Source organism: Lyngbya sp. CCY1209 (assembly GCF_035615495.1).
Lineage (GTDB): Bacteria > Cyanobacteriota > Cyanobacteriia > Cyanobacteriales > Microcoleaceae > Limnospira.
Window position 1 is genome coordinate 19,960 of record NZ_JAJENU010000586.1, and the last position, 19,959, is coordinate 39,918.

22 protein-coding genes are annotated in these 19,959 nt (G+C 52.9%); 12 read left to right on the forward strand and 10 right to left on the reverse strand.

Annotated elements, in window-relative coordinates; translation table 11 throughout:
* Nucleotides 1–171: 171 nt before the first annotated feature.
* Both LKE08_RS21235 and LKE08_RS21240 read right to left on the reverse strand, forming a co-directional pair.
* A complete protein-coding gene (locus tag LKE08_RS21235) occupies nucleotides 172–381 on the reverse strand; it encodes a hypothetical protein (protein ID WP_324706256.1) in 210 nt (69 codons plus the stop codon).
* 132 nt (nucleotides 382–513) lie between these two features.
* Entirely contained in the window at nucleotides 514–882 is a 369-nt protein-coding gene (locus tag LKE08_RS21240) for an ArsR/SmtB family transcription factor (protein WP_375341456.1), read from the reverse strand.
* Between the two features lie 162 nt (nucleotides 883–1,044).
* Between LKE08_RS21240 and LKE08_RS21245 the strand changes: the two genes are divergently transcribed.
* Nucleotides 1,045–1,212: a metallothionein gene (locus LKE08_RS21245; protein ID WP_324706257.1), complete on the forward strand. Its 168-nt coding sequence runs from the start codon at nucleotides 1,045–1,047 to the stop codon at nucleotides 1,210–1,212.
* A gap of 607 nt (nucleotides 1,213–1,819) precedes the next feature.
* On the opposite strand, the gene LKE08_RS21250 is transcribed toward LKE08_RS21245, so the two are convergent.
* Nucleotides 1,820–2,461, reverse strand: coding sequence for a hypothetical protein (locus LKE08_RS21250; protein ID WP_324706258.1), 642 nt, complete (start codon nucleotides 2,459–2,461; stop codon nucleotides 1,820–1,822).
* A gap of 310 nt (nucleotides 2,462–2,771) precedes the next feature.
* Nucleotides 2,772–4,409 (reverse strand): DUF6930 domain-containing protein, encoded by a 1,638-nt coding sequence (locus tag LKE08_RS21255; RefSeq protein ID WP_324706259.1) that lies wholly within the window; start codon nucleotides 4,407–4,409, stop codon nucleotides 2,772–2,774.
* Between the two features lie 435 nt (nucleotides 4,410–4,844).
* Between LKE08_RS21255 and LKE08_RS21260 the strand changes: the two genes are divergently transcribed.
* The 3 genes from LKE08_RS21260 (at nucleotide 4,845) to LKE08_RS21270 (ending at nucleotide 6,280) form a co-directional block, all read left to right on the forward strand.
* On the forward strand, nucleotides 4,845–5,201 hold the full coding sequence (locus LKE08_RS21260; RefSeq protein ID WP_324706260.1) for an iron-sulfur cluster assembly accessory protein: 357 nt from the start codon (nucleotides 4,845–4,847) through the stop codon (nucleotides 5,199–5,201).
* 223 nt (nucleotides 5,202–5,424) lie between these two features.
* Entirely contained in the window at nucleotides 5,425–5,850 is a 426-nt protein-coding gene (locus LKE08_RS21265) for a tetratricopeptide repeat protein (protein ID WP_324706261.1), read from the forward strand.
* Nucleotides 5,851–6,085: 235 nt separating this feature from the next.
* Entirely contained in the window at nucleotides 6,086–6,280 is a 195-nt protein-coding gene (locus LKE08_RS21270) for a hypothetical protein (RefSeq protein ID WP_324706262.1), read from the forward strand.
* A 309-nt stretch (nucleotides 6,281–6,589) separates the two neighbouring features.
* Here the strand turns inward: LKE08_RS21270 and LKE08_RS21275 are convergent, their stop codons facing one another.
* From LKE08_RS21275 to LKE08_RS21295, 5 genes are all read right to left on the reverse strand, one after another.
* The gene (locus tag LKE08_RS21275) at nucleotides 6,590–6,844 is read right to left on the reverse strand and encodes a hypothetical protein (protein WP_324706263.1); all 255 of its coding nucleotides are present in this window, start codon (nucleotides 6,842–6,844) and stop codon (nucleotides 6,590–6,592) included.
* 288 nt (nucleotides 6,845–7,132) lie between these two features.
* The gene (locus tag LKE08_RS21280) at nucleotides 7,133–8,326 is read right to left on the reverse strand and encodes a 5-(carboxyamino)imidazole ribonucleotide synthase (protein ID WP_324706264.1); all 1,194 of its coding nucleotides are present in this window, start codon (nucleotides 8,324–8,326) and stop codon (nucleotides 7,133–7,135) included.
* Nucleotides 8,327–8,459: 133 nt separating this feature from the next.
* Nucleotides 8,460–9,383 (reverse strand): glycosyltransferase, encoded by a 924-nt coding sequence (locus LKE08_RS21285; protein ID WP_324706265.1) that lies wholly within the window; start codon nucleotides 9,381–9,383, stop codon nucleotides 8,460–8,462.
* A 223-nt stretch (nucleotides 9,384–9,606) separates the two neighbouring features.
* Nucleotides 9,607–10,704, reverse strand: a complete 1,098-nt coding sequence (gene mraY, locus LKE08_RS21290; protein ID WP_324706266.1) for a phospho-N-acetylmuramoyl-pentapeptide-transferase — start codon at nucleotides 10,702–10,704, stop codon at nucleotides 9,607–9,609.
* A 114-nt stretch (nucleotides 10,705–10,818) separates the two neighbouring features.
* Nucleotides 10,819–11,118 (reverse strand): DUF3134 domain-containing protein, encoded by a 300-nt coding sequence (locus LKE08_RS21295; RefSeq protein ID WP_324706267.1) that lies wholly within the window; start codon nucleotides 11,116–11,118, stop codon nucleotides 10,819–10,821.
* Between the two features lie 434 nt (nucleotides 11,119–11,552).
* Between LKE08_RS21295 and LKE08_RS21300 the strand changes: the two genes are divergently transcribed.
* The 3 genes from LKE08_RS21300 (at nucleotide 11,553) to LKE08_RS21310 (ending at nucleotide 13,664) form a co-directional block, all read left to right on the forward strand.
* On the forward strand, nucleotides 11,553–12,332 hold the full coding sequence (locus LKE08_RS21300; RefSeq protein WP_324706268.1) for an FHA domain-containing protein: 780 nt from the start codon (nucleotides 11,553–11,555) through the stop codon (nucleotides 12,330–12,332).
* A gap of 146 nt (nucleotides 12,333–12,478) precedes the next feature.
* Nucleotides 12,479–12,955 (forward strand): FHA domain-containing protein, encoded by a 477-nt coding sequence (locus LKE08_RS21305; protein WP_324706269.1) that lies wholly within the window; start codon nucleotides 12,479–12,481, stop codon nucleotides 12,953–12,955.
* A gap of 289 nt (nucleotides 12,956–13,244) precedes the next feature.
* Nucleotides 13,245–13,664, forward strand: a complete 420-nt coding sequence (locus LKE08_RS21310) for an FHA domain-containing protein (protein ID WP_324706270.1) — start codon at nucleotides 13,245–13,247, stop codon at nucleotides 13,662–13,664.
* 3 nt (nucleotides 13,665–13,667) lie between these two features.
* Here the strand turns inward: LKE08_RS21310 and LKE08_RS21315 are convergent, their stop codons facing one another.
* Complete coding sequence (locus tag LKE08_RS21315; protein WP_324706271.1) at nucleotides 13,668–14,237, reverse strand: HD domain-containing protein; 570 nt, start codon at nucleotides 14,235–14,237, stop codon at nucleotides 13,668–13,670.
* 83 nt (nucleotides 14,238–14,320) lie between these two features.
* Between LKE08_RS21315 and LKE08_RS21320 the strand changes: the two genes are divergently transcribed.
* The 5 genes from LKE08_RS21320 (at nucleotide 14,321) to LKE08_RS21340 (ending at nucleotide 19,772) form a co-directional block, all read left to right on the forward strand.
* Nucleotides 14,321–15,676: an FAD-dependent thymidylate synthase gene (locus LKE08_RS21320; protein WP_324706272.1), complete on the forward strand. Its 1,356-nt coding sequence runs from the start codon at nucleotides 14,321–14,323 to the stop codon at nucleotides 15,674–15,676.
* A 326-nt stretch (nucleotides 15,677–16,002) separates the two neighbouring features.
* Nucleotides 16,003–16,872, forward strand: a complete 870-nt coding sequence (locus LKE08_RS21325) for a P63C domain-containing protein (protein WP_324706273.1) — start codon at nucleotides 16,003–16,005, stop codon at nucleotides 16,870–16,872.
* 141 nt (nucleotides 16,873–17,013) lie between these two features.
* Entirely contained in the window at nucleotides 17,014–17,448 is a 435-nt protein-coding gene (dut, locus tag LKE08_RS21330; RefSeq protein ID WP_324706274.1) for a dUTP diphosphatase, read from the forward strand.
* 4 nt (nucleotides 17,449–17,452) lie between these two features.
* Nucleotides 17,453–18,007, forward strand: coding sequence for a dCMP deaminase family protein (locus tag LKE08_RS21335; protein WP_324706275.1), 555 nt, complete (start codon nucleotides 17,453–17,455; stop codon nucleotides 18,005–18,007).
* Between the two features lie 133 nt (nucleotides 18,008–18,140).
* Complete coding sequence (locus tag LKE08_RS21340) at nucleotides 18,141–19,772, forward strand: VWA domain-containing protein (RefSeq protein ID WP_324706276.1); 1,632 nt, start codon at nucleotides 18,141–18,143, stop codon at nucleotides 19,770–19,772.
* The last annotated feature ends 187 nt before the right edge of the window (nucleotides 19,773–19,959 follow it).

Here is a 19,959-nt window from a genome sequence, read left to right on the forward strand (position 1 = left end):
TCGATCGGCGTTGGTTTTGCTGAAGCCGTTTTTTGAAATCCGATGTGTGATGTCCGACTCCCATTTCGATGAAGTCAGCTTTTAGGGTTTGGATGGTTTCTTGTTCTTGAGCAATTTGAACGCAAATCCTGGAAAGCCAAAGTATAGCTTGTATCCAAAAAATAAATATTTTCATTGGTCATACAGATGGCGATCGTGGTCGATCGCACCATCCTCGACATCACATTCCACAGGATTTGAACCCAAATCCCCAATCGAGGATGTTTTGGGGACTGCCGTAATAATAATTTTATCCTCTTCTTGAAGAATCTCAAATTCTTGGTTTTCTCCTAACAAGCCTTTGGGAATTAATAAGCCCTGTTCTGTCGCGGTTAATTTCATGTCCGATCGCCTCGATTACTGAGATTGGGCTAAAAAGCATCTTTGATCGTAACAAATTTAGGTCATTTCTGTCATCTTCTGGGAGCTTTTAGCATTGTTGGGGGAAAAGCATTGAAAGCGATCGCACCCCTTTCAGTCGTCGTCCTCCGCCTCGTCCAGGTGTTCGGAAACGTCGCGGTAAAGGTTGAAAATGTGATGGTCTTTGAGCCCGTACACCACATTTCTGCCCCGTTTCTGATACCTGACAAACCGCATGGTGCGGAGAATTCTCAGTTGATGAGAGACGGCAGATTCGGTCATTTGGACGGCGGCGGCCAGGTCGCGCACCCGCATTTCTTTCAGGGCTAGGGCCGACAAGATCCGCCAGCGGTTCGGATCTCCTAAAATACTAAAAAATTCTGCCATGCGTTGAGCTTTTTCGACGCTCAAAATTTTTTCCACGGCCCGGGGGGGCGCGGAGTCTGGGTCTGGGCGGGCATTCGGGTCAGCGGTGTCAGACATAAGGGGGTGCGGAGGTTTCGACTGCGGTGCGGATCGATACCGATCCTGAAGAAATTGTTAAGCTTCCAGAATCTAATATCTGAAAGCCTGTTCAGATGTTATGGTAGTAACCATGAAAGCTTGTTCAAGCTTTAGTCTATTGTATCTTCAGGAGAAGTTGTGATGACGACCGCCACCCAAATCAAATGTGCCTGCGAGTCCTGTCTGTGCGTTGTCGATACCGCCAAAGCCATTCAAAAGGATGGCAAGTATTACTGTAGCGAAGCCTGTGCCAACGGCCACCCTGACGGCGATGGCTGCGGCCATGCGGGATGTAACTGCCACAGTTGAAACCAATATTTGTGGCGGCAGAGATGACGATTTTCGGTCAACCTGTCGCCACTTATTTTTGTGGAAATTTTGCGCGATCGCATTCCCAGATATAACCCGACAAAAAACTTGTCCCTTTTTTGCCTTCACGCACCATAAGGTCCGATCTGAATCTACAAAAAATTTTAACTTTTCCGGATCAAGAAAATACTACTTCCGACAATGAGAAATGCGATACCCCACCACAGCGAGTCCCAGGGCAAAACCTTGAGTGAAAGCGTTACGATACCCGACGTGATCAGAGACCATCCGATGGTCGTGCGATATTTTAGCATGAAATAACGTCCTCGAATGAAGAGCGAAGGGTTAAATCCCCCTCTCCGAATACAATATCTAGCTGGATGGAACCCAACTTTATACTGTTGAGGTTAACTGAAAAATCCGATATCGACCTCTATCTGTAGACTTATTCGAGACAGCCGATCGCCCCCCGGTTGCACTTCAACGATAAAACCCGCCCCCTCTATTTGACTTTTACACCTGATCAAATTCCTGAGATATGGCTTTCATGAATGCACAGATCGATGAGGCGATCGCATCTCCAATCATTTGCCCGTTTCAACCCCTCTTAAAACCCGGCCAACCCCCGCGCCGCCAAAGCCATTTCATTCCAGGTGGGAGGGCGATAATCCCGATGGTAGGCGCGATCGACGTATCCCACCGGACTCGGCAGTTCGTTCCACTTCATTTCCCCGTTGAGAAACCGTTTTAATTTCTGTTCCCAATCTGGGGGATATTCTCGGATAATGGGATGTTTGATAATCACAGGTTTTGACTCACCCCGATCGCCCACAATATCGAGACTGAGAATACCCAGGGGACGGACGAAAATTCCCGTTCCAAACATCAAAAACTCTTCCGATTTGAAGTTATTTTGCTTGAGGAGAATGACGAAATGTCCGCCTTCCGGAATTGGGTAGGGAATGGTGGCGCGATCGCCAACGGGTTCCACTTCGATATTGTAACCGTGAGTCAGTCCCAAATCCAACGTCGTATCTTCGTACTCGCGATCGGGATGGGGGATCAAAATCGTGAACTGATGCAACTCCAACCACGGATTATCGATCGCTTCGTTTGTCTCCCGTTTCCGTTCGGTGTAGCGCTTTTGCATCTCCTGACTCACGTAGCTTTCGCGATCGCACAGGTGAATCAAAGACATATTGATCACGCATCTGTCAAATGGCGTGACTCCCAACGTCCCTTGCATCATCGGATAGATTCCTTTTTCGGCTCAAGAAATAGTCTAAGTGATGGCACAATTAAGAACGGTAGTTCTAATTACATTTTAACTCAAAAGAGATCGTTTATACCAGATTTATCATTTTTTTATCTTTGCCGCGGGTAAAATTGTCAACACTTTCGCCTTTTCTGGTCATCCTTCAGTTCACCCAAAAATCGGGCGCGATCGCCCTTCATCCGCCAAAATTGACAATTGCCAGAAAGCCACATCAAATCCGACGAGTCGGAAGCCGGAGCATTAATTAAAAATTAATCATGATTAATTTTTAATTTTTAATTGTTCAAAACGCCGACGGCATCAACTGCAGCGGACCCAATCCCAACTCCTGGGGGGAGAGCGATCGCACCTCCAGCAGGGCCATCATATCCTTGAAACCCGGTTGACCCCGGGAGGCGCCCGTCAGACCCATCGCGATGATCAGGCCGCACCAGCCTCGGGTTTCGCTGCAGCGTCGCTCCCACTTTTTCCGGGCTTCCCGGTGAGTAGGGTCGTCCTCTTCAAACTCCCCGAACAAGTGCAAATCGCCGTCTTCGGTTTTCAAAATTCCCAGGTCGTAATTTCGACCCTCCGCCGGATCTTCCCCCGGGTTGAAACAGATGCCGATCAACCCCCCGGCGTCCTGCAAATTCTGAATCAACGCCTGGGCTTTCGGCTTGGAAGTTTGAATCAAAATCACCGGCAAGCCGTCTCCTTCCTCGGGAATTTCCACCTCCGGGGGTTGGTGAAACTTGGCGTGTTCCCGCAAATACTCAGCCGTCTCCCAGGGAACCACGCCCAAACTCAAAAACGACTTCGGGGGAACCAGATCGTCCCGCAACACCGGGACATCGAATTCCAACTCCTCCTCCTCGGCTTCCGCCTCGTTCACCATCTCCATCAGTTCGTCCGCCACCTCGGGGAGGGTTTCCACCTTCACCGAAATCAGCTTTTTGCCCTCCTCCGGCTGGGGAGACGGAATCCGATATCGCTTGGAGAGACTAGGGAAGGCACGGGGACTCAACTTGTAGCGGAAATCGCGCAAAAAGCGGTGCAGGGCTTCCAGAGCCACCAGCATCAGCCCCGCCTCTTCGTCGTAGAGGATCGATCGCAGCCCTTCGAGGGGGTGGAGGTTGCCGAAATTGGGCTGAATTTCCGAGAGTGGCAGGGCCGCCCAATTCACGTCATCGTCATCGTCCTCGTCCAATTCCTGCGATCGCTCGAAGGTAACGAACAGGCAATCCTGGGTCAAAAAAGCCTCTTCCAGGTTGTCGAAAGGTTCCCGGACCACCACCCGCTCTCGAAACCGTCGCAGGGAGTCCAGGGAGCGGTACATCAGCACCCCGTAATCCATCCCCAGCTTGCCCAGGGTGGACACATAGAGGGTGCCGACATCGAACTGATTCACCTCGAGGGACAAAATTTGATGTTCGCCCAGCTTCTCCCAGGGCGCATCCCGCCAAATTTCGTAAGCTTTTTCCGTGAGGGCCTCCGCATACTGGCGGGGGAGTTGGGGGGGGCGGGAGTCCGCGACTTCCTGAAGTCCCCGAAAGATCTCGTCGATGAGCGGCAGGTCCGGCACGTAGTCGATGACGATATCGAGATCCTGCAAGACGCCGCGCAGGAAAAATTGGATTTCCCGATCTTTGACGACAATTTTTTGGGGCCGAGCCGCCGGTGTCGGACTTTGGGGGTGCTCCATCGCCCGCAGCAGGGTCCGGACGATCGCTTCGGGTCCCATCTCGGCCGGCACCATATCCATCGCCCGCACCATCCCTTGGGACCCGTCCACCCAAATGATACATTCGCCGCCCGCCTCGGCATCTCCCTCCAAACTCGCACCGGACTCCGGAGCGATCGGACGGCGGTCGCCCTCCCACACGCTCGGAATGGCGGGTAAATTTTGCAGCCGACGGAGGGTTGAAGCGTTGAGACGTGCCATTGAGATCCTATTTTTTTCGGTTCTGCTACCAGACTACGATCCTACATAATTCTCAGACGAAGTTGCTAGGTTCTTCAAATCACCCCGTCTCGATCCGAAATTGCCGATCGCGCCATCGGGTGAAGGATCGGTCCGCGATCAACTGCCGAGTCGGACATCTCGGAACCGGGATGGATGTCGGAGGCCCAGAGGGCTTGGATCGCTCATATCAATTAATTGTATGGCAAAATGAGTCTGGCAGAAGACCCGGACGCCCCGAAAAGTCACGCTGCCGCGATCGAAATGATCCATTTCCCCCCCTCCACCCCCTTCAGATCCGGTGAATTTCGATGGCGGGTTTCACCCAAATGAAGTTGAGTTGATACAATACAAGTTAAATTCGGCATAGATAAAAAGTTTTGAAGCGTTCGCAATCATAAGGAGTTGGGACAACCCATGACACAAGCCACTCAGCCTCAAGCCCAGGGCATTCAGATGACGGATTCCGCCATCAAGCAGGTGCTCTTCCTCCGGGAAAAGCAAGGACAAGACCTCTATTTGCGCGTGGGGGTTCGTCAGGGCGGATGTTCCGGGATGTCTTACATGATGGATTTTATCGCCCCCGACCAGATCCAGGAAACCGATGAGACCTTCGACTACGAGGGTTTCCAAGTCGTCTGCGACCCGAAAAGCTTGCTGTACATCTACGGCATGGTCCTCGACTACAGCGACTCCCTGATCGGCGGTGGCTTCCAGTTTACCAACCCCAATGCCAGCCAAACCTGTGGCTGCGGCAAGTCCTTCGCCACTTAGGGGAGTAGGGGAGGCAACAGCTCATCTGGCAATAGGCAACAGGAAGTGGAGATTCTCTGCCTCCTGTGCCTCCTGTGCCTCCTGTGCCTCCTCTGGACTTAAACCGGATCTGATCTCAGTTCCCATGGCACTCGATCCGCTACAATCGGGGGCGATCGGTTTTTGATCTCGTCAGATCACCGATCGCCTTTGTCCTGTCGCAGAATGAATGGAGTAGACCGCCGTGACGACCCAAACCCCGGAAGAACTGTTTAAGGAAGGATTCGAGCGCTACCAGGCGGGGGAAGCGCCCGAGAATATCATCCCCGTATTTCGCCAAGTGTGCGATCGCGCCCCGAAAAATAGCAACGCCTGGACGAGTCTGGCTTGGCTGTACCTCCTCGCCGACAAACCCAACGCCGCCTACAAAGCCGCCAAGTCCGCCGTCAAGTTGAATCCCCACGACCCCCAAGCGCGGGTGAATTTGGCCCTGTCGATGTTGGAGTTGAATAAAACCGGCGTCCGCTCCCATGTGGAAATGGCCCAACAGATGATTATGGCCGATTCCGATTGGCTCGAGGAGGTGAAAAAGAATTTTCAAGAGGGATTGGCGCGAAAGCCGGATTGGAAAAGTTTGAACCGAGTCAAACGGTGGTTGCTGGAAGTGTGACCCCGAAAAATGCCATATTGTTGGCAGTATCGCCCCCAAAACGGGAGCTCCGCCCGGGCGATTTTCGGTGAAGATGAGTATAGATACGGGGCGGCTTCTTCAAACTCCTTTACAAAAGATAATATTATTTAACCGACAATTCGAGTTGTAAATGATAAGATTTGGTAACTTCACTCATTAACAAACCCGATCCGGTTGACAGATTCATTTTGATAACAGAAGGAGTTGAAAGATTATGAGTAATGATACCCAAGTCTACGTCAAGGCTGAAACCCGCAACCACAAAGGCTTTTTTGTCCACCAGGGCGCCTACAAACTCAAAAACATCGAAGATTCCGGATGGGCGCTGATCTGCCTGGATTCCGTCTGCTATTACGTCGATCCCGATAACTTAGAAACCACCGAGCCAGGAGAGGGAATCGAATCTTAAGGTTGAACAACTGAAATAATCAACCCGTAAAAATACCCACCGATCCCCTCTCTGAGGGAGCTGTCCTGGCCCAAGGACAGCTATTTTTTTTGACATCATATCATGTCCGCTCAAATAGTTTGAATCCCAACTATTTCTACAATATAGCCAGGAGCGCTCTAGTGGTCAAAGTTTCGGAAAGGGGGCTGTACCCGAAACCCTGATAGAACGGTGATTTGAGTTCCCTATTCCCTATTTTCTATTACGGATTACCTGCGCGCTGCGCTATAATCAGAAATCTGTATGATCACTGACGATCCGAACTTAAGATCAGGCGGGGTGGCAGTGGCGCTGGTGCAGGGAAGATAAAATTGCGGCCATGCGATCGGAAGCGGTGACGGAATAACCCCCTTCTTTGTAGGCGTCGGGTTGCCAAACTTTCCACCCCCCGCCATCTTCGTCGAGGACGGCAAAGACTTCCTGTTCCATCGAAATTTCGGGATTGATTTCCGTGTCGTGGGATGCTTCGGGATACAGTTGAACTTTGATCACGTATCGTTTGATATCAACGCATTGCTTGGACATAAAATTCTGACTCCTAGTCGTGCTCGTTCAATAACCGGCGAGAGCACCCTCAGTTTGGGGGTTGAACAACCCGATTTTTGAGGTTGAAAGACCCGAAATAGAAAGCTCTGACTCTCTGGGAGAGAACCTATATCTAGGTTAGCCACCGACATCCTGTATCAACCACAGTACGATTACTGAACTTTAGTTTCCGTTTCAATACCTGGGTGGGGGCGAAATCTCCGAGAAATTACGGAGCGATCGCCCGCCACTGATGAGTTATACAGTTTCGCCGTCACTCATACCGGATCATTTTTCGTACCAAATCGCCTCCACCCGCCGAGCGATCGCCTCCGCCTCCGCCTGTCGGATATCCGGGTTGTCCGCGTCGATCAATACCGTCACGTGACCCAATTTTCGGCCCGGGCGGGACTCGGTTTTCCCGTACCAGTGGACCTTCGCCCGGGGGATCGCCGCGAGTTGTTCCCGCTTTTGCAAATCGTCAGATTTGGCGAACTCGAACCCCAACAAATTCACCATCACCGCCCCCCCGCACTTGAGACTCGGATTTCCCAGGGGCAAGCCGCAAACCGCCCGCAAATGTTGCTCGAATTGGGAGGTTTCGCAGGCATCTAAACTGAAGTGGCCGGAATTGTGGGTGCGGGGAGCGATTTCATTCACCAAAATGCGCCCGTCGGCCGTCAGGAAGAACTCGATCCCGAACACCCCCACCACGTCCAACCCCTTGAGGAGGGTGCGGGCGATCGCATCCATGGACGCCGCCGCATCCGCCGCGATATTCGCCGGGGCGATGACGCGGTGGCACACCTGGTCCTCTTGGACCGTCTCCACGATCGGGAAAATCGCCACGTCCCCCGCCACCGAACGGGCTGCGATCGCAGCCAATTCCCGCTCGAAGGGGACGAACTCCTGCAACAACATGGGGGGATAGCCGAATTTCGCCCAAGTTCGGGCCAGGGTTTCCGCATCGGGGATGATGAAGGTCCCCTGGCCGTCGTAGCCGTGGCGTCGGGCCTTCAAAACCACCGGATAGCCCAAACCGTGGTCGATGTCGGGGTCGCCGTCGCCCCCAACCCGGGTCAATGCCTCGAAGCGCGGCACGGGGATTCCCAGATCCCGCAACTGACACAGTTGGTCAAACTTGTCCAGCAGTGGCGCGAGGGCTTCCAGACGGGGGCGGAAACAGACTCCCGACTGAGCTAGGACTGATAAGGCATCCAGGTCGATAAACTCGTTTTCAAAGGTGATCACATCGCAGCGTTTCGCCAATTCTGCGGTCGCCCCCGCATCTTCGATCGCCGCCAGAACCGTATCCGCGGCGAAGGGAACGGCCGGATCGCTGCCGTGGGGGGTTTGCACGATCAGGGACAGGCCCAGATCCCGGGCCGCGCCCCCCATCATCCAGGCCAACTGTCCGCCGCCGATGACCCCCACTCGGGTGAGGGTCTGAGTGGAACGGGGAATAACAGGTGTGACATTCATGGGCGCGACAACCTAGCTCAACCTTCCCATTTTATAGCGCCACACGCGGGGAGCTGGGAATGCATCAACAATAAATAATTATCAATTATCAATGATCAATTATCAATTATCAATGATCAATTATCAATTATCCTCACAGCCACTCGATCTGTCTGGCCTGTTCCGAGAGGACAGCTTCCCGCTGGCCTTCTGCCCGCGATCGCGCGTTCAGCAGGCCGATGGGGGTACCGATCGCGTCCACCCAGTCCCCCCGGCCGGCGATCGCTTTCAAACCTTTGGCGGGAAATTCCTTCACCAGCCAGCGCCCCAGGCGGTAGGCGTAATCTGCGGGTGTCATCTCTTTCATCAAGTCCACCCCGTGCAGGTCGTGGAGGTAGCGGTTGGACTCCCCGTAACGCCGCCACTGGCTGCGGAGCGATCGCAGGGTGGCGCGGTGGCGGTGTCTGACCACCGCCTTTTCCATGAAGGCCAGTTGGTAGTCGGTGTCGCGCTGGATGCGCCAGCACAGGTCTGCGTCTCCCCCGGTGGTGAGGTGGGGGCGGAACAGCCCCGCCTTGACGAAAGCCTCCCGTCGCACCGCCAAATTCGCCGTCTGGCCGTAGGGGTAGAAGGGGTGGGCGAGGGTGTATTTTTGGGAAAGAGTGTCCTGGCGATCGGCGTGCCGTTCCAGGAGGGTGTCGCCCGGTAGGGCGAGGATTTCCCCCACCACCAGGCCAATTTGATCGTCCTGGAAGGGTTGCAGCAGGGCTTCGAGCCATTGGGGTTCGGGGCGGCAGTCGGCGTCGGTGAAGGCGATAATTTCCCCCGTGGCGGCGCGGATGCCGCGGTTGCGGGCGGCGTAGGAACTCTGAATTTGGGTTTCCGAGAGGGGGCGCAGGGGAAAGGTCGGGTCTTCGGCGGCGGCGAGGAGTTCCGGGGTGCGATCGCGGCTGTTGTTGTCCACCGGCAGGTATTCGACGTCGGTGGCGGGGTAGGTCTGCGATCGCAGGCAGGCGATCAGGTCGGGGAGGTCGGTTTCGCCGTTATAGATGGGAATGACAACGGAAACGTAGGGCATGGTCGGGGTGGCCGGGTGGAAGTCAAAACAGTTGCATACACTTTTATAGCGCTGCGCGCGGTCCTCGAGCATCGGGAATCGGGAATCGGGAACTGAAACGGCTTTTCTATAAGGGTTTTAACAAGGGGATAGAGCCCCTGGTTCTGACCCCATTTCAACTGTTACCACGCCATCGCTCGTTGCTATATTTTCTAACTTCGCCGGTTCCCAAACTACAAACCCATCAGGCGCCGAGGACGAGGCCGACCCAGACCAGCAGGGCTTGGACGAGGTAGAAACAGCCCACCACCTGGGTTTCCGACCACCCGCACAGCTCCAGGTGGTGGTGGAGGGGGGCCATTTTGAACAGGCGTTTCCCAACGCCGTCGGGGCCTTTGGTGGCTTTGTAGTACAGGACTTGGGCGATCACGGAGAGGGTTTCGGCCAGGAAAATACCGCTCAAAATCAGTAACACCCAGAGACTATTGCTGAGGAGGGCGACACCGGCTAGGGCTCCCCCCAGGGCTAGGGCGCCCGTGTCCCCCATGAAGACTTTGGCGGGGTTGCGGTTGTGGGTGACGAATCCCAGGCAACTCCCGGACAGGCAGACGCAAAACAGGGTTAATTCCGGGGAGGTGGGGGCGAGGTGGGCGGCCATCCCCAAAAATGCGATCGCCCCCAATCCCCCCATCAAGCCGTCCACCCCGTCCGTCAGGTTGGTGGCGTTGCTTTCGGCAACTTGGACGAAGGTAGCCAGGGGCCAAAAGAGCCAGCCCAGGGATAATGTCAGGCCCAGGGGTAGGGCGATCGCGGACGCCGCGTCGGGTCCGGTCCGGGCCATCCACAGACAAAACAGCACTGCAAATCCGACTTGCAGCGCCAGTTTCATTTTGGGCGAGATGCCCTTGTTGGATTTCCGTCTCAAAATTTGCCAGTCATCCAGCCATCCGATCGCCCCGTAGGCGAGGGTGAGGGTACACACGGCGATGACATCCGGGTAGAAGCCCGATCCGGCCGCGGCGGTGGCCACTCCCACCGGGATGAAAAAGATGCCGCCCATCGTGGGGGTTCCGGCTTTCTTGAGATGTCTCTGGGGGCCGTCTTCCCGGATGAACTGTCCGGCTTTGATCCGCCTCAACATCGGCACCGTCCACTGTCCGGCGGCGCCAACCGCCAGAGCGCAGATGACGAAGGGCACGAACAGGGACATTTGGGCCGGCAGCAGCTCGTTGGCGATTACATCCAAGCCGACGAGGAAAGCGCCCGAGCTCAAACTCAGAAAGAGTAGCAAGTGCCATCCCGCAAGTTTGGGCGACCTGGAATCAGCAAATTTACTATCCACGGTTTTTTTGAATCAATCCTCAACACCAAAGAACTCGCGAGCAATTTGTCAAACGCATCTGCTCCACGGGAACGCCTCAACCGCCGTCCATCCCCCGCAACCCGTCACGCCGTCTTATTCTTCCATTTCTTCATCGTTGTCCCCGTAGTCGTCGGACGTATCATCGACGATGAGTTCGGAAATTTCCTCTTCCTCTGGTCTGTAACCCTCGACCGGTTCGAGGGTATCCCGAGCAATCAGGCGTCCGGTGCGCTTGAGCCAGTCCAACAGCGACTCTTGCTGTTTGGATGGGATCACGTCGGCCGGTTCGTGAACAGGAGTTTCCCGCAAAGAAGGATTGAATACCTCTTTGGATTGGCTCTCGTCAGCCTTTTCCGGGATGGAAGTTTCTTCTTGCAAAGAAGGATTTGGCATGGGTTCGAGTTTCGCGATTCGATCTATAGAGGTTAATTGCATGGAAGGGTCGATACCTCCCCCGTCCGGAAGAGGTCGGGGTCGGTTCGATTTAGAATGGGAGCTGGGGAGAAATCGGCTCCCGGGGTGGGGGCCGTTCGAGACGGGTCGAAGGAATTGATAATTGTCAATTTTTAATCGTCAATTGTCAATTCTTCCCGGCACCCCCATTCGAGCTTCCGCCTTCCATTGTGCCTCAAGCGATCGGGATGAACGGCGAGGCTAAGGCGAGCACTCAACAATTTACCACGATTCTCTAAACAATCTACTGGCCCGACAAACTTTTTCCGCAATCCGGGAGCCCTCAAAGTCTCCGCTATTTCTCGATGATGGTAGGTTAGGATCTAATCATCCGATCGGTGCGATCGCCTGTCCGTACCACGAGGAGAAGTGAGATGATCGTCTGTCCCAATTGCAACCACCAGAACCCCGAGGGGGCGACCCAGTGCGAGGCTTGCTACACCCCCCTGCCGACGACTACAGACTGCCCCAATTGTGGCGCCACCGTCCAGACGGACGCGGCGTTTTGCGGCCAGTGCGGTTACAACCTGCAGCCGAGTCCCGGCGACGAGGAAAATCAAAATCCGGCGGCGATTCCCACCCAAGTCTCGCCCCCCCCAGATTTGACCGCTCCCGACCCCATCCCCGACCCCGAGCCGCTCTCGACCGCTGCACCGGTGGCTACATCTAATCTATCTCCGACCCCAGCCCCGACCATCTCCCCGGACTTGCCGGAAACGCCGATACCCGACCCGGCCGCCGCCCCCCCCGTTTCTCCCGCGCCTCAACCCGCCGCGCCGATCGCCGCCGTTTCTGGGGCCACCAACCCGGCGACCCAACTTCAAAAACAGTCCGCCTCGTTGATGCACGTCCAAAGTCAAAATCAGTTGGAGTTGCCCCCCAACCTCTCGGTGATTCACATCGGCAAACCCAACGATTTGGTGCCGCCGGACGTTGACGTTTCCGGCTTCCCCCACGCCGAGGTGGTGTCCCGGACCCACGCTGATATTCGGGTCGAGGGGGATGCCTACTACATCGAAGATGTGGGCAGCTCCAACGGAACCTACATCAACAACATCCCCCTGCCGAAAGGCAACCGCCACCGCCTGCGGCCGGGCGATCGCATCTCGTTGGGCAAGGGGGATCTGGTGTCTTTCATCTTTCAGTTGTCCTAGTCCCCGGTCGAGCTCCGTTCGGGGGGCGCACTCGACATTTCGGGTTCTCACCGGCGAAAATGGGGTGGGGACGCCGCTTGGCTTGCCCTCACAATTGCCCGATACAATTATTTTTGGGTGCCCTCTTGAAATTCAACACTGGCAATGTGATTACCCTAACTCTGTTACACCCTCGACCGTCCATTCCGGTGCGAAGTTGGACGTTTGAAGAAGATACGGTCGTCCGGATCGGGCGATCGCTCAAAAATCAGGTTGTGCTTTACAGTTCTGTCGTCTCCCGCTTTCACGTCGAACTGCGCCGCGTTGGCCGGATCTGGAAGGTGATCAATTTGGGAACCAACGGAACTTACATCGACGGCCTGCCTATTATCGAGGAGGCGATCGCGGACGGACAAATCATCCACCTGGCAATCTCGGGTCCTCAAATCCGATTCAACCTCGGCCAACCTCAATACTCGCTCTCATCTCCCAAATCTTCCTTTCATTCATCTCATATCCTGCGAACTCCCGACGCGGGAATTCAACTCGAAGTTCTCCCCACACTGCCATCGTCGGAATGTGATGTGCCGGAACCGTGGGATCGGGAGGAGATCACCGAAACCGAACCGGTTCGAGATCCTTAGTGGGTCGGGGAAGACAATGGATTCTGAGTCGGAAATCAATCGATCCGAATCGGTACTGATGTTATTCTAGGGAAGAGTCTGGTAAGCCGTCCGGATTGGCAATTGCCAGAATCTGCCATTTCGGGCGCGGGTCGTGGCGGGCAATCCCCATCGGAGGGGCGGGAATCCATTCTCCCGGAAAGCCACCAACTTCTCATCTGTTGCCCCGGCGGGTGTTCCCAATGAGTGGTTCGGTCCGACACCATTTAAAGCTGCCCCATTCCGATTTGTTCGCGGTGTAAATTGTCGTGTGATTACTCTGATTCTGCTTCATTCAAATCGACCGCTTCCGCTGCACCATTGGGCTTTTGAGGACAAGCCGATCGTGCGGATCGGCCGGGCCAAAGATAACGATGTTGTCGTCGGAAATGCGGTCGTTTCCCGGCACCATCTGGAGCTGTGGAACAAAGCATCCGGATGGGAACTGGTCAATTTCGGTGCGAACGGCACTTATGTCAACAATCAGACGGTGACAAAAAAACGGATCGTCGATGGCATGGTGGTGCGACTCGGACACACCGGACCGCGCCTTTTAATTCGCTTGAAAGCGACGGCAGTCCCCACGACCGAAAAGCCGATTCCGGACTTGGAGGAATTGGCGGCGACGGAAATCACGGAACCGGACTCGGACACGACCCACATCGAATTTTTTGACGACGATGACGAGTGAAACTCACGTTGGCGACAACCGTTCGAGTTCCTCCACCACCCGTTCGAGTTCCTCCACCACCGGGGTTGACCGGGCTTGGCGAAAAGCCTCCACCAGTGATCGATAATACCAGAGTGTGCCGTCCCGCCGGCCGGTGAATCGCTCCCACAACTGTTCCCCAATTTGGCGGTAATCTTTTAAAATGGTGCGGGCGTTGTAGAGTTTGTCACAGGCCGACACCAACCGCACCGAGTCGGAGGCTGTGGGGATGTGGGCGATGTAGGCTTCTTTCCGTTCCCGCCAGGGGGGTTTCGGGCTGGTGTGGCTGTCGGTGCAACCCTCGACGATTTCCAACACCCGATCGCCGAACCGCTTTCGGATCTCTTCGCCGGTTTCCGCTCCCCCCTGATCTTCGATCGCGTCGTGGAGGAGGGCCGCGATCGCCTCGTCCTCGTCCGCCCCGTATTCCAGGGCCAAGCTGGCCACTCCCAACAGATGGGAAACGTAGGGGACTCCAGACCCCTTGCGAATCTGATCGGCGTGCAATTCCGTCGCGTAGGTCAGGGCTTCGGTAAATCGGTCGGATAATCGCATTTTTCCGTTCTAAATCTACGATTTAATATAACCCAATTTTGCGATCGTTGTGCTTTAATAATAAAGGCGCATTTTGAATTGTAATGGAACGGTTTCGAGTCGAAGTTATCGCCAAAACCCCCAACCCGCAACAGGTCATTTACGCGGCGATGCATCAGGATTATACGGATGGATTTGTCTTCGACGAGCGGGAGTCCTGGCCCTCGGAGTCGGAAGCCGGGGAAATTATTGTCAAACGTCTTCTGGCCGGGGAACGGGGACACTACGGCCCCCTGGAACACCCATCTATTGTGTTCAACTGCGGCTATTTTCCTCACAGCGTCATGCAGCAGGCGAGAACTCACCGGGTGGGAATTTCTTTCGACGTGCAATGTTTGGCGGGTGATACAGAAGTCACCTTTATTAAAGCCGGCGACAGTTTGAGAAAAATAAAAATTGCCGATTTATACGATATTTGGGAAAACGGAGAAAAAGCGATTCGGACTTGCAAAATTGTCGATCGCAACGGCGAACCGCCGGGAGAATACCGCCGCGATGCCAAGAAACAGATTCAGAAAATGTCCCTGCGGGTTCTGAATGAGGAAACCGGAACTTTTCAAATCGGTCACGTCAATCATGTGATGTGTAGCGGTTTACAACCCATCTATCGGCTGACGCTTGCAGATGGAAAAACCCTAGATTGTACGGTCAATCATCGTCTTCTGACTGTCGAAGGTTGGCAGAGTATGGGCGATGCTTTGGGTTTGATAGTTGACGACAATCACGAAGTTTTGGCGACGACGAAAGATTGCGAGTTGATGTGCAATGGAGTTTTGCAAATAAATCCAGAATTAGAGTTCACATTTAAGGAGCGAACAAATCAATATAAACTCACCAATAAACAACTGAAAGCGCATCCGGTAAAAGTCACTCAAATCGAATACATTGGCAAACAAATGACTTACGATATTGAGGTCGAGGGGCCGTGGCATAATTTTGTTGCCAATGGAATTGTGGTTCACAATTCTTATCGGTACACGGGAAATCAGATCGTCGAACTTGTCGAGGGCAAAAAAGATTTGGAAGATATCTTTTATTTGCGTCCCGTGGGAGAGTACAGCGATCGCCAAGGGAAAAAATACTATTATTCCCCCGAACAGCGTCAGGCGGATTTGGACTGGTGTTTGGAAGCGGCGAAACGCTACAAAGCCGATTTGGAAAATGGCTTTTCGGAAGAACACGCGAGGGGAAAAATCCCCTTCGATTACCGCCAGCATTTCGTGGTGAGTTTCAATCTGCGATCGCTCCTACACTTCCTGGATTTGCGCTTCAAAAAAGATGCCCAACTGGAAATCCAAAAACTCTGCGATCTGATCTGGCCCCACGTCGAAGACTGGACGCCCGCGATCGCCCAGTGGTACCAAAAAAGTCGCCTCGGCAAAGGCAGACTCGCACCATAATTAGGGTGTGGGGTGTCGGGTGTGGGCGTATGCTATACGCCCACACTATTTCTCGGTCTGTTTTCTGTGATAGCACTATAGTGACTGGTTGGGGTAATGAACTCTGCTTACAAGTAAGAGCCAGAAAAATATTGTCTTCAGAAAAAATTTATCCTCATATCAAGTCCCGTTGATCGCCAACAGCGTCAGAGAGCGCCAGAATCACCGTATGATAAAGGTTTAACCCGATTGACGGTGCCGGGTTGATGTCGAGTAATCAGGTGGACTTGATATCAGACTGAAAATACTATACTATAATATGGTAGTGTAGGGTCTGGTTAGTTCAAATGAACAAAATAACTCATGAAGGTGAAATTCATCTCGGCAACGCCACTATAGCTTGTTATATTTTAGAAGATGGCAGACGAGTCTTATCTAGTAGAGGGATGCAGAACGCGCTCAAAATGGTAGATGAAGAAGATGGGAGTCGAACTCCAGGAAGTAGATTGAATCGATATTTAGATCAGGAAACTTTGAAACCATACTTATATAAAGGCAAGTCAGAAGACCATTTCAAACCGATAGTTTGTTATAAAGGAAAAACCAAAATTAATGGTTATGAAGCAACTGTTCTTATAGATCTATGCGATGGTTTCCTAGAAGCGCGAAAATATATACCTTTGGGACCCAGGCAAGAAATCATAGCGTCTCAGTGCGAAATTTTAGTCAGAAGCTTTGCAAAATTAGGATTAATCGCTCTAATTGATGAAGCGACAGGCTATCAATATGACCGAGAAAAAGATGCGCTTCAAAAAATTATAAAAGCCTTTGTTATTGAGGAATTGAGAGCTTGGCAAAAAACATTCCCGGATGTTTATTATCGAGAAATATTTAGACTGAGAGAATGGGATTTTACAGTATCGGGGATCAAGAAAAGACCCGGAATAGTTGGAAAATGGACAAATCAGTTGATTTACGAGCAACTTCCTGAAGGTGTTTTGGAAGAACTTAAAAGAAAAACGCCCAATAACGCAAGATTATTCCAAAGTCTAACCCCGGATGTTGGAGAAAAAGCTTTAAAATCACAATTAGATGCAGTAATTACTCTCATGCAAGCTTCTGACACATGGGAAGAATTTCAAGTTTCTTTTGAAAAAGTCGTTCAAAGAAGAAAAGGACAATTTGAACTTGATTTTGACGATCCTTCAGCCGGGTAGAAAAATTTTAGTTGTCCTGTCCAAAGATTGAACTTGAAAATATTGTTATAACACCTTAAGCTTCACCAATAGTTTACCTATTGAAAGTTTGATGAAGACAGATGGTAAATACTCGACAACTTCAATCCATAAAAATCCCACATGAAACTGCAAGTCAAACGTCTCAATCCGTCCGCAATTCTGCCCAAATACGCCCACGAGGACGACGCCGCCCTCGATTTGTTTTCCATCGAAAATTACGAAATTCAACCCGGGGAAAGTCACTTAATTCGCACCGGAATCGCGATCGCCCTCCCCCCCAATACGGAAGCCCAGGTTCGCCCCAGAAGCGGTTTAGCCCTGAAACATCAGATCACCGTTTTGAATACTCCCGGAACCATTGACGCGGGGTATCGGGGGGAAATCGGTGTGATTTTAATCAATCACGGCAAAACTTCATTTAACGTAACACCGGGGATGAAAATCGCCCAATTGGCGATCGCGCCCATTTTGCGGGTGGAAGTGGAGGCCGTCGAACAACTCAGTTTGACGGTTAGGGGCGATAATGGATTTGGATCGACAGGCTTCGGGGTATAAAATAATGGAAGATTTCCCCCAAAATTACGAACCGCCCATCAGACCCACTTGGGACGAGTATTTTTTGATGATGGCGAAATTGGCGGCGACGCGATCGACCTGTTTGGCGTTTCCCGTGGGGGCGGTGATCGTCAAAGATCGCCAAATTCTGGCGACGGGTTACAACGGTTCCCCCTCCGGTTCCGTCCACTGTACCGCCCAGGGATACTGCTATCCGGGACTCAGTAGCTGCGACGCCAGCAAAACCCTGCCCTCGCGGGCGGTTCACGCGGAGGCGAACGCGATCGCCCAGGCGGCAAAACACGGGATTTCCTGTACGGGGGCGAGTATTTACGTCACCCTCGAACCGTGCATTTCTTGTCTGAAATTGATCATTTCCGCCGGCATCAAAGAGGTGTATTACGAAACCGTTTTCAACAGCGGCGATAAGCTGATGGTTCGGGATCTGTTCGTCAACGATGGGTTAGTGACGCTCAAACAGATCAAACTGTCGGAGGAAATTGCTAAAAAAGCGGTGCTGTATCTCCTCAATCCGACTTCGGTTTCAGGTGTGAGATAGGGATGAAATGGGGCGCAGTTTGGGCGCCGTGCCTTGCGCCCCTACAGAACCGATAATTGGAGAGATTTTATGTTTTGCGGAAAGCGATCGCCTCACCTTGAAGCCATTTTGATGAGTTAGGCTGAGAGCGAATATGATGCGTCAAAAGTCTCAACGTTTGATCGCCGGAATCGGCGTCATTCCCCTGTTGTTGGTGACGGCTTGCAATCAGGCAAATAAAGGAACTCAACAAGAAGTTCCGGCAACCGTTGCAGCGGGCGATCGCGCCCCGATGGAGATGGAATTGAGTCAGCCGGAAGCACCGCCGGTTATGGCACCGCAAACGGCGTTAGAATCACGGCAAGAGGTTCCCAATACGGAAGCCTACGATCTGATCGAGGAAAATACTTTTCTACGGGCGGAAAGTAACCCCCTTTCCACATTTTCAATCGATGTCGATACGGCATCCTACAGCAACGTCCGCCGCTTTATCAATCGGGGGCAGCGTCCTCCGGTGGATGCCGTGCGGATCGAGGAGTTGATCAATTATTTTACCTACGATTATCCGCAACCGCAAGGGGAAGAACCGTTTTCAATTACGACGGAAGTTTCTCAAGCACCCTGGAATCCCCAACATCAATTGGTTCACATCGGTTTGCAGGGTAAAAAGATGCGGACGGAAGAACTGCCCCCCAGCAATTTGGTGTTTTTGTTGGACGTTTCCGGTTCGATGAACGACCCCAATAAACTGCCTTTATTGAAGTCCGGATTTCAGTTGTTGGTGGATCAATTGGATGAACGGGACAGCGTGGCGATCGCCGTTTATGCGGGGGCTGCGGGGGTGGTGTTGCCGCCCACGCCGGGAAGTGAAAAAGAGAAAATTATTGCCGCCATCAATAACTTGGAGGCGGGGGGATCGACGGCGGGGGGTGAAGGCATTCAACTCGCCTACGAACTGGCAACCCGGATGTCCGGGGAGGATAAAAATAACCGGGTGATTCTCGCCACGGACGGGGATTTTAACGTCGGCGTTTCCAGCGATGGGGAATTGGTGCGACTGATCGAATCCTACCGCGATCGCGGCATTTATCTCACCGTTTTGGGGTTCGGCACGGGCAATTATAAAGATTCCAAAATGGAAAAGTTGGCGGACAAGGGCAACGGCAATTACGCCTACATCGATAACTTGCTGGAAGCCAAAAAAGTTTTGGTCAGCGAGTTGGGCGGAACCTTGTTTACTATCGCCAAAGATGTTAAAATACAGGTGGAGTTCAACCCCGCCAAGGTGCAAGCCTACCGATTGATCGGCTACGAAAATCGCCGCCTGCAAAATCAAGACTTCAGCGACGATACGAAAGATGCGGGGGAATTGGGGGCGGGACATTCGGTGACGGCGTTGTATGAAATTATCCCCGCCGGGGTGGAGTCGGATGTGGAATTGCCGCCGGTTGACGAGTTGGCATTCCAGGAAAATACCGTCAGTCCCGAAGCCTATAAAAGTGACGAGTTGATGCGGGTTAAATTGCGGTACAAACCGCCGGAAGAAACGGCTTCTTTGTTGATTGAAGAAGCGGTGCGCGATCGCGCGATCGCCTTCAACCAAACTTCCGATAATTTCAAGTTTTCGGCTGCCGTCGCCGAATTTGGGATGCTGTTGCGGGATTCCGAATATCAAGGCAATTCCAGTTTCGAGCAAGTTTTGCAACTGGCGAACGAATCGAAAGGGGCAGATTTGGATGGTTATCGAACCGAGTTTATCCGCCTGGTTGAAACGATGCCGCAATAGGTGGGTAAAATCCACCATTATCCCCCTTGGAAAGGGGGACTTTGAATTGTAAAGCTGAAGAGGATGGGGGAGGATGGGGGAGGTTATGCGGGTCAATAACCGAATCTGATATATAGCAACGAGCGCTCACGTGGTTACAGTTGAAATGGGGTCAGAAATTTTCAAACCCTTATAGAAAAGCCGTTTC

Coding starts and splice junctions, on each gene's coding strand:
- LKE08_RS21295 (WP_324706267.1), bottom strand. CDS start 11,118: ATGCCAAATCCTTCTTTGCAAGAAGAAACTTCCATCCCGGAAAAGGCT.
- LKE08_RS21250 (WP_324706258.1), bottom strand. CDS start 2,461: ATGATGCAAGGGACGTTGGGAGTCACGCCATTTGACAGATGCGTGATC.
- LKE08_RS21245 (WP_324706257.1), top strand. CDS start 1,045: ATGACGACCGCCACCCAAATCAAATGTGCCTGCGAGTCCTGTCTGTGC.
- LKE08_RS21240 (WP_375341456.1), bottom strand. CDS start 882: ATGTCTGACACCGCTGACCCGAATGCCCGCCCAGACCCAGACTCCGCG.
- LKE08_RS21285 (WP_324706265.1), bottom strand. CDS start 9,383: ATGCCCTACGTTTCCGTTGTCATTCCCATCTATAACGGCGAAACCGAC.
- LKE08_RS21300 (WP_324706268.1), top strand. CDS start 11,553: ATGATCGTCTGTCCCAATTGCAACCACCAGAACCCCGAGGGGGCGACC.
- LKE08_RS21335 (WP_324706275.1), top strand. CDS start 17,453: ATGGAAGATTTCCCCCAAAATTACGAACCGCCCATCAGACCCACTTGG.
- LKE08_RS21235 (WP_324706256.1), bottom strand. CDS start 381: ATGAAATTAACCGCGACAGAACAGGGCTTATTAATTCCCAAAGGCTTG.
- LKE08_RS21320 (WP_324706272.1), top strand. CDS start 14,321: ATGGAACGGTTTCGAGTCGAAGTTATCGCCAAAACCCCCAACCCGCAA.
- LKE08_RS21270 (WP_324706262.1), top strand. CDS start 6,086: ATGAGTAATGATACCCAAGTCTACGTCAAGGCTGAAACCCGCAACCAC.
- LKE08_RS21260 (WP_324706260.1), top strand. CDS start 4,845: ATGACACAAGCCACTCAGCCTCAAGCCCAGGGCATTCAGATGACGGAT.
- LKE08_RS21275 (WP_324706263.1), bottom strand. CDS start 6,844: ATGTCCAAGCAATGCGTTGATATCAAACGATACGTGATCAAAGTTCAA.
- LKE08_RS21255 (WP_324706259.1), bottom strand. CDS start 4,409: ATGGCACGTCTCAACGCTTCAACCCTCCGTCGGCTGCAAAATTTACCC.
- LKE08_RS21315 (WP_324706271.1), bottom strand. CDS start 14,237: ATGCGATTATCCGACCGATTTACCGAAGCCCTGACCTACGCGACGGAA.
- LKE08_RS21340 (WP_324706276.1), top strand. CDS start 18,141: ATGATGCGTCAAAAGTCTCAACGTTTGATCGCCGGAATCGGCGTCATT.
- dut (WP_324706274.1), top strand. CDS start 17,014: ATGAAACTGCAAGTCAAACGTCTCAATCCGTCCGCAATTCTGCCCAAA.
- LKE08_RS21325 (WP_324706273.1), top strand. CDS start 16,003: ATGAACAAAATAACTCATGAAGGTGAAATTCATCTCGGCAACGCCACT.
- LKE08_RS21280 (WP_324706264.1), bottom strand. CDS start 8,326: ATGAATGTCACACCTGTTATTCCCCGTTCCACTCAGACCCTCACCCGA.